The organism is Vibrio sp. 10N.261.55.A7, from assembly GCF_002877365.1.
Taxonomy (GTDB): domain Bacteria; phylum Pseudomonadota; class Gammaproteobacteria; order Enterobacterales; family Vibrionaceae; genus Vibrio.
On the sequence record NZ_MCWZ01000091.1, the window covers coordinates 1 to 12,800 of the forward strand.

A 12,800-nucleotide genomic window follows, 5' to 3' on the forward strand; every position below is an offset into this window, starting at 1 on the left:
ACCTTTTAGATACTCAGGTTGGCAACCAATCGGGTGGTACGGGACAAACGTTCAACTGGGACATCATTAACCAAACACAACAAATTATGCTTGCTGGCGGGCTAAATGCTGACAACGCACAACAAGCCGCTCTACTTGGCTGCTTAGGTTTAGATCTAAATTCTGGCGTTGAATACCAAGCAGGCAAAAAAGATACCGATAAGTTGCAACAAGCGTTTGCAGCAATCAGAGATTACTAAGGATCATTATCATGGCTAAATTAGACGCCTATTTCGGCGAATTCGGTGGACAGTACGTTCCACAAATCTTGGTCCCAGCACTGGACCAACTCGAACAGGCATTCATTGATGCACAGGAAGATCCTGAATTTCGTGCAGAGTTCATGACCTTGCTTCAAGAGTATGCTGGCCGACCAACCGCGCTAACATTAACTCGTAACTTGACCAAAGGTACAAAAACCAAACTGTACCTAAAACGAGAAGACCTGCTTCACGGTGGCGCACACAAAACGAACCAAGTGCTTGGCCAGGCTCTGCTAGCTAAGCGTATGGGTAAAAAAGAGATCATTGCAGAAACGGGGGCTGGGCAACACGGTGTAGCAACCGCCTTAGCGTGTGCACTACTCGACCTTAAATGTCGCGTATATATGGGCGCAGTAGACGTTGAACGTCAAAGCCCAAATGTGTTCCGTATGAAACTAATGGGCGCAGAGGTCATTCCTGTCCATTCAGGTTCTTCAACACTAAAAGACGCCTGTAATGAAGCGTTGCGTGACTGGTCAGCTAGCTACGAAGAAGCCCACTACCTACTTGGTACAGCGGCAGGCCCTCACCCTTTCCCGACTATTGTTCGTGAATTCCAACATATGATCGGCGAAGAGACAAAACATCAGATCCTTACTCGCGAAGGTCGTCTTCCTGATGCCGTGATCGCTTGTGTTGGTGGTGGCTCGAACGCGATTGGTATGTTCTCTGATTTCATCGAAGAAAAAGACGTCCGTCTTATCGGAGTTGAACCAGCAGGTAAAGGCATTGATACCGACCAACACGGCGCCCCTCTTAAACACGGTAAAACGGGTATTTTCTTTGGTATGAAAGCACCTCTCATGCAAGACCCTGATGGTCAAGTAGAAGAGTCCTATTCTGTTTCTGCTGGGTTAGATTTCCCATCAGTTGGGCCACAACATGCGCATTTAAATGCCATTGGCCGAGCAGAGTACGACAACGTCACTGATGATGAGGCGTTAGAAGCGTTCCAAATTTTGGCACGCAAAGAAGGTATTATCCCTGCTCTAGAATCAGCTCATGCTCTCGCGCATGCACTAAAAATGGCCCATACAGAGCCAGAAAAAGAGCAGCTTCTTGTGGTGAACCTATCTGGACGCGGTGATAAAGATATCTTTACCGTCCACGACATTTTAGAAGAGAAAGGAGTCTTATAATGGATCGCTATCAATCAATGTTCACTCGACTTAGCGAGAAAAACCAAGGCGCTTTCGTTCCTTTTGTTACGGTTGGTGATCCTAACCCTGAGCAATCGCTAAAAATTATGGAAACCTTAATCGAAGCAGGAGCGGATGCACTGGAATTAGGTATTCCGTTCTCAGATCCTTTGGCTGATGGCCCGACAATTCAAGGTGCCAACATCCGTGCTTTAGACTCAAAAGTAACGCCAGACATCTGTTTTGAGCTGATTGGCAAAATCCGAGCTAAGCACCCTGAGCTACCGATCGGCTTACTCATGTATGCGAATCTGGTTTACTCACGCGGCATAGAAAACTTCTACCAACGTTGTGCTCAAGCAGGTATCGATTCCGTCCTTATTGCCGACGTACCAACAAACGAAAGTGAAGAATTTGTGGCTGCTGCTGAAAAACACGGCATTCACCCAATTTTCATTGCCCCACCAACCGCAAGCGATGAAACACTCTCGTCTGTTGCGAAGTTAGGCAGTGGCTACACTTACTTGCTTTCTCGTGCGGGCGTGACTGGCGCAGAAACAAAAGCAAACATGCCTGTTAATGCTCTGCTGGATCGCTTAAATCAGTTTGATGCGCCACCCGCATTGCTTGGATTCGGAATTTCAGAACCAGAGCAAGTAAAACAGGCTTTATCAGCCGGTGCAGCCGGTGCAATTTCTGGGTCAGCCGTTGTGAAAATTATCGAAAACAATGTCGATCAACCAGAAACAATGCTTTCTTCACTGCACAGCTTCATTGCATCAATGAAGAGCGCAACACAAAAGTAGTTCCATCGCTTTCTGATCAAAAGGCCTCCAATGCAACATTGGAGGCCTTTTTGTTAACATTTCATGTGACCTCCAGCAAATTTAAAAATCCAGAAGCATTCACCAATCCAAGCACTCGATCGAGACCAATTCACCACCCGCATAGCAAACGATTGCATCAATCAATAAAAAGCCTACTTAAGTCAAACAATCTCATTTAAGTGTGAAAATCTTTATCTCTTTTTGTTGCTAACACTCACTGATAAGTGTAAAAAGCATAGCGATATATTTATCTGATAATTCAAGAATAGTTAGAGTGTAATATTGGAATTTTACATTTATGCAGCACAGGAGTAACAAAAGTGTTAAAAGATAAGAATTTACTAAGCAATATTGGCGTACAAGTTGTCATCGCTATGATTCTTGGTACTGTCATTGGCGGTCTGATGGGTGAAAGCGCGACTGTCTTTGCTCCAATGGGTGCTATTTTCATTGCATTGATTAAGATGCTCGTCATCCCACTTGTTGCCGTGGCTCTAATTTCTGGCGCAGCGGGCCTAGGTAGCAGTCAATCCGCGGGTAAAGTTGGCCTAACCACTTTGGGCTACTTTGGTATCACATCCGCTCTAGCCGTTGCGCTTGCACTTGTTATGGGTGAAGTCTTTAAACCAGGTATGGGTATTGATGTATCCGCGGTTGAAGGCATGTTTTCTGCTGGCGATTTAGCAAGCAAAGGTGAGCTTCCTACTTTTTGGGCAACCATCACTGGTATGATCCCAACGAACATTTTCAGCTCACTGAACGACGAAAATATTCTTCAGATCTTGGTATTCTGTCTATTCTTTGGCGTCGCTCTTTCACAGCAAGCGGCAGAAAAACGTGACCCTATCATTAACGGCGTAAACACGATCGTTAACTCTATGGTTTGGATGATCAACAAAGTGATGATCATTGCACCACTAGGGGTGTTTGGTCTAATGGCAGAAGCAGTAGGCACATTTGGCTTTGCTGCACTCATGATCGTATTCAAACTGTTCATGGTTTACGTTGCGGCCATTCTTATCTTTGGTTTTGTAGCATACCCACTGATGATTCAAATCTTTACTAAGACATCAGCGAAGAAGTTCTTAAAAGCAATGAAGAAGCCTCAAGCTGTCGCTCTTTCTACTGCTTCTTCTATGGCAACACTGCCAGTGACTATGGATACAGTGAAGAAAGAACTTGGTGTTCGTAACTCTACGGCCTCATTCGTTCTTCCGCTAGGTGCCACCATCAACATGTCTGGTAACGCGATTTACTACGGCCTAGTTGCTATCTTCTTTGCCCAACTATTTGGCATTGATCTAAGCATGGGTGCATACATTGCGATCATCTTGACTTCAACGCTTGGTGCAGTCGGTCAAGCTGGTGTTCCTGGTCCTTCATTCCTTGTCGTTGCGGTACTTCTAGCAGCGGGAATTCCAATCGAAGGCCTACCTCTTCTGTTTGCTCTAGACCGTATCTTTGACATGATTCGTACGGCACTGAACATCACTGGAGACGCTGCGTGTGCTGTTATCGTCGATTCTCTGATTGAAGAAGAAGCGGTAGAAGCTGAACTTCAAAGACAGGAAGCATAGAGACTCTAGAAACCTATCACATGCGCTAAACAACTGTTTTAACGTCTAGATAAAACGAACAAAGCCCTAAGGACAATCCTCTAGGGCTTTTTGTATTTCCCATTGTTGGAATCTACCGCACGCTTCGATTATTATGCATTCGATCACTCTAATTACTGTTGTTATGCTACTGCACCAATATGATTAATCGCCCCCTATACCGGAGGATTTAGCATGGCCGCAATCGAACCGTTGAATGACGATCAACGTAACTATCTCTATCCATCCTATCAAGAGCGCTGTTTCCATCTTGCTCAAGCCATAGAAAACAAGTATTCAACATCCTTCTTAAAAACTATTTTGTTCGAGCGAATTTCTCTCACCCACTCGATTGACCCAGCTACCGAAGCCCTAAGTTTTAAATCGTGTATCGAGACCTCGGCATATCAGAAGGCCTTAGATGTTGATATTGCCGCTTGGCCACAAGAATACAAACGACTAGAGTCTACCGTAATTGGTTGCTTTGGACACTGGGCTAGATTCTGGTGTGAATACGAAATTTACAAAATTAAAATTCGTTACCCAAGTCCATCTTTCTCTATGCCAAATTACTTACCCATGGACGAAGAAAAATACGACGCCAATCTCGTTGAAAATATAGAAGAATCTAAGCAGTACTATCTAACGCTTCATCATCAAGCACCCATGCCATTGTCTGATTCAATCGCTTTGATCAACCTTTGCACTCTCGTCTCAAGTAGTCAATGGTATGAAATACTTCCGAGCCTTGATATTTCGAAGAAGGGGTGCCATTTCATACTTACTCATCGCGTTACTGAACAATGCAAGAGCCCAAGTATTATTGTGTCGTCTGCCAGAGTGCAAAACTGGTCAACAGCGGAACAATGGCTTTACTTTACACCGTTTTTTCGCAATCAAAACTGGAAGCTTTGCCTACCTAGCAATTACAACGAACGCTTCTTAAGCTTAGGCCTTTATAGTCAAAATTTTAGCTTTGATAACCGCTCTATTAAGAGTTTTGAAGATAATCTAAATAGGCACATAGTCGATAAGCAAAAAATATGTGAAGTATTACGCTTGACGGTAAGTGGCTCCGTCACTCAAGGGGCGTTTTTCCTATTTCTAGCTCAAAAAAGAATCATGCCGCTACTTGATCGAAAAAATATAAGGCTCGCTTACACTGTTATTGAACAACCCTGGATGATTCGATTCTATGAAACGTTGCTAAATGACGGATACTTCCACAGTAGTTGTAGAAAATTAGACGACTCTCACAACTACACCTACAAAGGGTTTTGGGAAATTCCAAGCCTTCGCTTAGAATTGGATAAACTGAGTTACCAATCGTACAAGCGCCGCGTTATTAACCAGGCCAAGAAAGTAAAAGAGCTAAACTATGTTTGATACTCTAATTGCACCAATACTGCACCCAAAAGCTTTGGTTCTAATTGGAATATCTCTACTCATACTTGGCTGGGTAGGATATTTCCTTTTCTCGTTAAAAAAGCAATCCAACTCGAGTAAAACCAACACTTTCCGCTTTTACGTCATCTATTCTGTCGGCCTATTTTTCTGGATATTGAGTAACGCCTATTTTCACACCGATTTCTTAGTTACTTTCCACAGTGATATGGCCGTGTTTATGGCGGTATTTGCCAACCTATCCGCTTTTTTTGCATTTACCTTTGCTTTTTTGTTCTCATGCCAACTGCGTTCTGAGCTTTCTAAGACACCGACACCCAAGCTGCACTATTTCATATTGGCTGTGTTCGTTCTCTACGCACTTACAGTAAACCTCATTCCTGATTTAACCATTGTTGACGTATATGTAAACAGTGCTAGCGACTTTATCATTGTCTTTGGCGACCACACTCAAGGCTTTTTCACCGTCCTTATCTCTTTGATTGTACTCACCCTGACTAACCTAGTTTATATCAGACACAGTGCGAGCAAGGTTGGACAAGCTAGAATCAACTATATGATTCTAGGCATCACAGTTTTCATGCTGTCTACCGCAATCATTCAACTTGGTTTTACTTATCTACTCAATGATTTTTCGTTGACTTGGTTACCACCGGCACTTTCTATCAGTGAAATGCTGATGGTGGGCTACGCCCTGATAACAAAACGATTCTTTAGCGGTAAGTACATTCTTTTTATTGGTTCAGCATTACTGATAACAAGCAGTCTTTATACAGGTATTTACCTTCTGACCTCCCACTTTGTGTCACCAACACACATCACTATCAAGGCGATCATTTGGTGTATGTTCATGGGGGGCACGTGGCACTATGTGTACAATTTTATCAAGAGCTACATGAGCCTCGTTGTCTATCAATCGAAAAAGACACCTTTAGATGATATCAATGCTCTGGTGTCCGAATTTCAATCTTCTCCTTCTGTTGCGATGAACAAGCTATCTCAATTGCTCGATGTTCCTCAATCTCAAATCCAGCTTATTCAAACCAGTGACGATGATGATCTTTACACAGAACAAATACACATGTACGGCAATGCGCTTATTGCAGATGAGTTAAAAGATCAAATAGACCGCTCCACCAGCGAGAATCCAAAAGACCTCGCCAAGCTTTACAGTAAAATGAACAACACTGACGTCGCGATGATGCTCCCTTTGTTTGACGATAGCCAAGATGTGTCTCATTTTCTGATCTCTACTCGCAAGAAAAGTGGCCGACTTTTTTCTCAGGAAGAAGTGGCAGCGCTACAGCGAATGCTTAAAAAAGCACAAGGCTACATAAACATGGAATGTAAGGTGCGCCAATCACAAGCCCTTGCCAATACCATTGCCCATGAAATGCGAAACCCACTCGCTCAAGTTTTAATTCACTTTGAAGCGCTTAGAAAAAACATAGATCAAGGCGCACCGGTTCAGGTTATTGAACAAGAAATTGATAAAGGAAAAGATTCTGTCGAACGTGGAAAACAACTAATCGATATCATACTTCGAGAAGTAAACAGCGCATCTCTAGATGATGAGCCGTCTTCCCCATACGACATTGAATCTTTGCTTGAAACCGCACTGAACCAATATGGCTTCGAAAATGCGCAGCAACGTTCCCGAGTGCACCTGAGAATTGACAGCCATTTTGAGGTTAAAGTGAATGAAACGCTCTTTAACTTCGTTATCTTTAATTTGTTGCGTAACGCGATTTACTACTTCGACTCATATCCCGACAGTCAAATTGAGATTAATGTTTCTCAAATTGACAATCAGAATACGGTAACGATCAGAGACACCGGTCCTGGGATCCCTGAAAAAATTCAATCTCGCATTTTTAATGACTTCTTTTCCCACAATAAAAGCGGTGGCAGCGGCTTAGGCCTTAGTTACTGTCAACGCGTTATGACATCATTTGGCGGCGCGATTCAATGTATCTCAAAACCGGGAGAATACACTGAATTTCAACTCATTTTTCCGTATGTCTCACCGTCATCGACAGGCAACGCAATTGAAAAGCCAGCTCAAAACAAGGCCGCCTCAACTATTGATAAGCTGCAACTCCACCATAAACATATCCTCGTCGTGGATGACAAAGAAGTGCAACGAGCACTCGTGACACTTTACCTCGATCAACTCAATATGGGTCTCAATATTATTCAAGCAAATAATGGTAAGACGGCGATAGACATTTTCAACACGAACCCAATTGACTTGGTTATCATGGACATACAAATGCCAGTGATGAATGGGTTTGATGCCTCTATTGAACTGAAAAAAATATCCCCTACCACCCCTATTATCGCCTTATCAGGTGAGTCGGGTGAAAAAGAGCTATCAATGATTAACAACCTCATGGATGACCACTTAAGCAAGCCTACTGGGCAAGAAGCGTTAGAAAATAAAGTCATCAAATGGTTGGCAAAGAAAAGAGATGTTCAAGCTGTGCATTAATTGGCATTCATTATGCTTAACTCCTAATAAAGCGACTGCGGCATTTTCTTGGCTACTCAATTACTAGGTAGCCATTGAATTAGGAGTATTCATATGGACATTTATCGACACACCTATTATGGCTTAATACATCATGGCATTAAATCTCTGCTCGTGGATCGAATTGGTCACTTCACCGAAATGGAATACCATGAATACCTAAGCCTCATGACGGGCAAATCAAGCTGCTTCGCAATGAGTGACGAAGAATTAAGATCAGCCGTAGATAACTTACGTTGTGAAGGCTATTTGGAAGACATGAAGAGGCTGATCCCCGAACTACAAACGACCGGCTTAGAACGTTGAAAAGTAACAAACCTTGCCAGTTAGCAATTCTGTATGACCAAATACGCTGGGATAGTTACGTTTCTATACTTTGAGTTTAACTGCCGTTGAAAGTGACATAAGGTAAATACAGCCGCATTATTACCTTGAATGCGATGACCTCTTTGTCACTTTTTACCTTCAAATCTATCGCCAGCGACAATCACCATTCCTCATTACTTCAGTATCTATTACACTAGGGGCGATCAATGTTCCGCTGCACTCGCAGGCGGTAATTGGATCGATTACTACGTTTTTTTCAGCGTTCCAATATGAACACTGTTATGTATGGATAAACAATGAACAATCAAATTAATGCTCCAAAGGGGCAGCTTTTACTTCGCACTCTAGCCATGCCTGCGGATACCAACGCGAATGGGGATATTTTTGGTGGTTGGATCATGTCTCAACTGGATTTGGCCGGGGGCATACTAGCCAAAGAAATTTCGTCGGGTCGCATCGTAACCGTGTCGGTATCGAGTATTACCTTTAAAAAACCAGTCAAGGTTGGTGATGTTGTCTGTTGCTATGGAGAGTGTACTAAGATAGGTCGCACATCTATGTCTATTCAACTGGATGTTTGGGTTAAACCTGTCCGAGAAGAAGGGGTAGGAGAACGTTTTCAGGTGTGTGATGCAACGTTTAACTACGTCGCCGTCGACAATAAAGGCAAGCCTCGCGCTATCAAACCGTCGTAAACTCACATTACCATTACATTGACGCTGGAAAATCCTGTTACTTTCGGTACATTAACGTTTCAGGAAACACTTTTCGGCGTGTTTCACTCTTTTTAATAAGGACATTTTATGTGGTATGTAATCTTCTCTACCGACGTGGAAAACTCTCTAGAAAAACGATTATCTGTACGCCCTCAGCACCTTGAACGTTTGCAAACCTTGCAAGATGAAGGTCGTCTACTTACTGCCGGGCCAATGCCAGCGATTGACTCTGATAATCCAGCCGAAGCGGGGTTTACGGGTTCAACGGTGATTGCTGAATTCAACTCTATCCAAGACGCACAAGCGTGGGCCGATGCTGACCCATATATTGAAGCTGGCGTATACGCAAATGTGGTTGTAAAGCCATTTAAAAAAGTATTCTAATCATGCGAAAGATCATCATAGCTCTACTGCTCCCCTTCATTCTCCTCGGCTGCTCTTCCAATGCAGAGCAACAGCGCCACTTAGAATTGCTAGCAAACAATAGGGCCAGTGTGTTGAGCTCTGAACTACCGCTAGAGCATGGGCCTCTTTCGATCATGCGAGCGTCAGCGAAAGGAACCACCATTGAAATCATGATGGTCTATAACGATGATGCGCGTGGCGCTCTACCTGTACAACAGGTGATGAAGATGAGCGTTAATAGCTATTGCAGTAACCCAGAAGTGAAAAGCAATCTTGAGGTTGGTATCAGTTACCGAATTAAGATTCGCAATAGCAGAGGCCAATTAATGGTCGATGAATATATTGACAAGAATACCTGCGTATAACTATTTATGGCACCTAAATCTGAAAATCAGAGCCTGTCATATGTGATACTCATACAACCTCTCTGTATTACACACTTGCATACTCTATAACACACATATACAGTATGCGAGTCAGCTCTCATTTCTAGATTCTGATCACACTAGTATTAATCAAGTTATCTTCTTTAGTTTGGAGTCTCCATGAAAAAAATAATTTCTGCTCTTGCCGTTACTGCAGCCCTATCATCTTCAGTAGCGTTTGCGTCAACTCCAGTGATGTTCTCATCGATTAATAACTTTAATGCTCCCGATGAAAATGCAGTAGGCGGCGTTCGTGTCGCTGCTCTTTACGGAAAAGTTGACGACCTAAAGGGTGTTGATCTCGCTATCGTTGGATTATCAGAAACCAATAACACAACAGGCGTAAATTTAGGCTTTTTCGGTGCATCAAAAGTGAATGAATCCATGACGGGTGCGTCTTTTGGCTTCTTTAACTGGAACACAGGGCAAACAACGGGTGCTAACTTCGGTGCAGTCAACGTTACAAATGATGTAAAAGGCGCTAACGTCAGTTTAGTCAACTATTCAGAAGGCAATACAATGGTTGATGTCGGTGCCGCAAACCTTTCTGAAACATCAACGGTTCAGGTGGGTATCTTTAATAAAACAGCGAAAATCGAAGGTGTCCAAATTGGCCTACTTAACTGTGCTGATAACGGATTCTTCAAATGTTTCCCAATCATCAATTTTGCTAAGTAAAACGAAATAAATAGCGGATTGAATCACTCATCAGCTATTCAATTGAGTTTAAAAATGCCGCTTATCGCGGCATTTTTTTCTTCAAAAGCTTACCAATAGGTACGACGCACTTTTTAAGCCGTTTCAGCCCACTCTTTTCTTAACGATTTAGCCGCTGAAACCAGATTGGTCAAAGCCTTCTCTGTCTCTTCCCAGTTTCTCGTTTTCAAACCACAATCTGGATTCGCCCAAAGGCGCTCGGCAGGGATCTTCTGTGCGGCTTTTCTAAGAAGATCTTGTATCCATTCTTCAGATGGAATGTTTGGAGAGTGAATATCATACACACCCGGACCAATTTCATTCGGGTAATTAAACTCCTCAAAGGCGCGAAGCAACTCCATATTTGAGCGAGACGTTTCTATGGTAATCACATCGGCATCAAGTGCGGCGACTGAATCGATAATTTCATTAAACTCGCTGTAACACATATGAGTATGAATTTGCGTTTCTGGTTTCGCACTTGCCGCCGAAATTTTAAATGCGTCTACCGCCCAGTCTAGGTACGCTTTATGATCTTGCTTTTTAAGTGGTAGACCCTCTCGAATCGCGGGCTCATCAATTTGAATGATGTTAATGCCAGCATCTTGAAGATCGGAAACTTCATCACGCAGTGCAAACGCCAGTTGCTGGGCTATCTTCTTACGAGAAATGTCCTCTCGAGGGAACGTCCAACATAAAATAGTGACAGGCCCCGTTAGCATTCCTTTCATTTTCTTCGAGGTTAATGATTGTGCGTAAGTCGTCCAGCCTACCGTTATTGGATTTTCACGCTCAATATCAGCAACAACAATCGCCGGTTTAACACAGCGTGAGCCATAGCTTTGCACCCAACCGAACTGAGTGGTTTGGAAACCAGATAGATGCTCAGCAAAATACTCCACCATGTCGTTACGTTCAGCTTCACCATGAACCAGTACATCAAGATCAAGTGCTTCTTGACGTTTCACCGCATCGGCAATGTGGCCTTTCAGCGCTTGTGTATACTCTTCGTCATTCAACTGCCCTTGCTTAAACGCACTGCGTTGTGCTCGAATCTCGCCCGTTTGAGGAAACGAACCAATGGTTGTGGTGGGCAGTAAAGGCAATCCAAGAACATTGGCTTGATGCTCTGAGCGTGTCTGGTATTGCTCACTGCGATCAACAAGCGATTGAGTAATACTGTTCACCCGCGCTTCAACCTGTGGTTTATGCACTGACGTAGATGACAAGCGAGCTATGATCGGTTGGCTATACGTATCACACGCAAGAACCGCATCGTTGTCTCCATCAAGGGCGGCACCAAGCAGTGCCACCTCTTTCACTTTCTGTTTTGCAAACGCAAACCAAGAGCGTACCTCTGCGTTGAGTTCTTTTTCTAGCTCAAGGTCAACAGGGCTATGCAGAAGTGAACAGGATGAACCAATCCATAATCGTTCGCCTAGCGCCTTTTTGACTGGTTTCAGTCGTTCAACCCAAGAAGTAAGATCAGCACGCCAAACATTTCGACCGTTGATAACACCAGCAGACAACACCCAGCTTTCTGGTAGCTTAGAAACCACCAAATCCAACTGCTCTGGAGAAGCCGCCAAATCAACGTGTAAGCCCTGAACTGGCAGTTCAACTATTTTATCAATCGTATCAACGACAGAATCAAAATACGTTGTTAGAAGCAGCTTCACATCGCTCTGTATCACTTGATAAGCAAGCTTGAACGAATCAAGCCATTGGCTTTCTAATTCTAGAGACAACACAGGCTCTTCAATTTGTACCCATTCAACACCCAGCCCAGAGAGCTTTGACAATATCGCTTGATACGCAGTCAAAAGACGTGGCAGCAGCGTTAGGCGGTCAAAATCTTGATCGACTTCTTTGCCAAGATAAAGGTAACTTATTGGTCCAAGTAAAACCGGTTTTACCTGGTGCCCCACCTTAATCGCTTCATTCACTTCTTCAAACAATTGCGGCCAACTCACTTCAAAACTGTCGTCTTGGCTAAACTCTGGGACGATGTAATGGTAGTTAGTGTTGAACCACTTCGTCATGTCTGAAGCGGCATTCCCACTGTCACCCCCCGTCGAACTGCAACCGCATTGATGTTGAGACTGGCCTCGGCCCACTTTGAATAGGGTATCTAAGTCTGGAAAGCCTTCTCGGTGGCGTTTGGGGGTATGCCCGAGTAGCAATGTCGTGGTCAAGACATGGTCATACCATGCAAAATCACCAACCGTTGAAAAACTCAAATTCGCATCTTCTTGTACAAGCCAGTTTTGCTTACGTAAAGAGGACCCGACTTCTTTCAATGCGCTCTGGTCGATCTCTCCACGCCAGTATTGCTCTAACGCAAATTTCAGTTCTCGTTTTTCACCAATTCGTGGGTAGCCAAGTATGTGTGTCGTCGTTGTCATGTCCCTATTCCTCTTAAGATATTTATAAT

Annotated in this window: 11 protein-coding genes and 1 pseudogene; 11 read left to right on the forward strand and 1 reads right to left on the reverse strand. The window is 43.6% G+C overall.

Going from position 1 to position 12,800, the window contains the following annotated elements; all coding sequences use genetic code 11:
- From BCU12_RS06885 to BCU12_RS06935, 11 genes and pseudogenes are all read left to right on the forward strand, one after another.
- Positions 1 to 239 (forward strand): annotated as a pseudogene (locus BCU12_RS06885) (bifunctional indole-3-glycerol phosphate synthase/phosphoribosylanthranilate isomerase); the annotation flags it as partial.
- 11 nt (positions 240 to 250) lie between these two features.
- Positions 251 to 1,441: a tryptophan synthase subunit beta gene (trpB, locus tag BCU12_RS06890; RefSeq protein ID WP_102403612.1), complete on the forward strand. Its 1,191-nt coding sequence runs from the start codon at positions 251 to 253 to the stop codon at positions 1,439 to 1,441.
- Complete coding sequence (gene trpA / locus BCU12_RS06895) at positions 1,441 to 2,247, forward strand: tryptophan synthase subunit alpha (protein WP_102403613.1); 807 nt, start codon at positions 1,441 to 1,443, stop codon at positions 2,245 to 2,247. Before trpB ends, trpA begins: the two co-directional genes overlap by 1 nt.
- A gap of 308 nt (positions 2,248 to 2,555) precedes the next feature.
- Complete coding sequence (locus BCU12_RS06900; RefSeq protein ID WP_277871258.1) at positions 2,556 to 3,845, forward strand: dicarboxylate/amino acid:cation symporter; 1,290 nt, start codon at positions 2,556 to 2,558, stop codon at positions 3,843 to 3,845.
- Positions 3,846 to 4,058: 213 nt separating this feature from the next.
- Positions 4,059 to 5,249: an acyl-homoserine-lactone synthase gene (locus BCU12_RS06905; protein WP_102403615.1), complete on the forward strand. Its 1,191-nt coding sequence runs from the start codon at positions 4,059 to 4,061 to the stop codon at positions 5,247 to 5,249.
- Positions 5,242 to 7,758: a hybrid sensor histidine kinase/response regulator gene (locus tag BCU12_RS06910; protein ID WP_102403616.1), complete on the forward strand. Its 2,517-nt coding sequence runs from the start codon at positions 5,242 to 5,244 to the stop codon at positions 7,756 to 7,758. The genes BCU12_RS06905 and BCU12_RS06910 overlap by 8 nt, the downstream gene beginning before the upstream one ends.
- A 93-nt stretch (positions 7,759 to 7,851) precedes the next feature.
- Positions 7,852 to 8,103, forward strand: coding sequence for a hypothetical protein (locus BCU12_RS06915; protein ID WP_102403617.1), 252 nt, complete (start codon positions 7,852 to 7,854; stop codon positions 8,101 to 8,103).
- Positions 8,104 to 8,420: 317 nt separating this feature from the next.
- A complete protein-coding gene (yciA, locus tag BCU12_RS06920) occupies positions 8,421 to 8,819 on the forward strand; it encodes an acyl-CoA thioester hydrolase YciA (RefSeq protein WP_102403618.1) in 399 nt (132 codons plus the stop codon).
- Between the two features lie 108 nt (positions 8,820 to 8,927).
- Positions 8,928 to 9,224: a YciI family protein gene (locus BCU12_RS06925; RefSeq protein WP_102403619.1), complete on the forward strand. Its 297-nt coding sequence runs from the start codon at positions 8,928 to 8,930 to the stop codon at positions 9,222 to 9,224.
- 2 nt (positions 9,225 to 9,226) lie between these two features.
- Positions 9,227 to 9,610, forward strand: a complete 384-nt coding sequence (locus tag BCU12_RS06930; protein WP_102403620.1) for a GspS/AspS pilotin family protein — start codon at positions 9,227 to 9,229, stop codon at positions 9,608 to 9,610.
- Positions 9,611 to 9,790: 180 nt separating this feature from the next.
- Entirely contained in the window at positions 9,791 to 10,348 is a 558-nt protein-coding gene (locus tag BCU12_RS06935; RefSeq protein WP_102403621.1) for a phaC PHA synthase, read from the forward strand.
- A 113-nt stretch (positions 10,349 to 10,461) separates the two neighbouring features.
- Here BCU12_RS06935 and metE read toward each other — a convergent pair whose 3' ends face one another.
- Positions 10,462 to 12,771 carry a 5-methyltetrahydropteroyltriglutamate--homocysteine S-methyltransferase gene (gene metE / locus BCU12_RS06940; RefSeq protein WP_102403622.1) on the reverse strand — a complete coding sequence of 770 codons (2,310 nt, stop codon included), beginning with the start codon at positions 12,769 to 12,771 and terminating at the stop codon, positions 10,462 to 10,464.
- Between the last annotated feature and the right edge of the window lie 29 nt (positions 12,772 to 12,800).

Coding starts and splice junctions, on each gene's coding strand:
- trpB (WP_102403612.1), top strand. CDS start 251: ATGGCTAAATTAGACGCCTATTTCGGCGAATTCGGTGGACAGTACGTT.
- trpA (WP_102403613.1), top strand. CDS start 1,441: ATGGATCGCTATCAATCAATGTTCACTCGACTTAGCGAGAAAAACCAA.
- BCU12_RS06905 (WP_102403615.1), top strand. CDS start 4,059: ATGGCCGCAATCGAACCGTTGAATGACGATCAACGTAACTATCTCTAT.
- BCU12_RS06910 (WP_102403616.1), top strand. CDS start 5,242: ATGTTTGATACTCTAATTGCACCAATACTGCACCCAAAAGCTTTGGTT.
- BCU12_RS06915 (WP_102403617.1), top strand. CDS start 7,852: ATGGACATTTATCGACACACCTATTATGGCTTAATACATCATGGCATT.
- yciA (WP_102403618.1), top strand. CDS start 8,421: ATGAACAATCAAATTAATGCTCCAAAGGGGCAGCTTTTACTTCGCACT.
- BCU12_RS06925 (WP_102403619.1), top strand. CDS start 8,928: ATGTGGTATGTAATCTTCTCTACCGACGTGGAAAACTCTCTAGAAAAA.
- BCU12_RS06930 (WP_102403620.1), top strand. CDS start 9,227: ATGCGAAAGATCATCATAGCTCTACTGCTCCCCTTCATTCTCCTCGGC.
- BCU12_RS06935 (WP_102403621.1), top strand. CDS start 9,791: ATGAAAAAAATAATTTCTGCTCTTGCCGTTACTGCAGCCCTATCATCT.
- metE (WP_102403622.1), bottom strand. CDS start 12,771: ATGACAACGACGACACACATACTTGGCTACCCACGAATTGGTGAAAAA.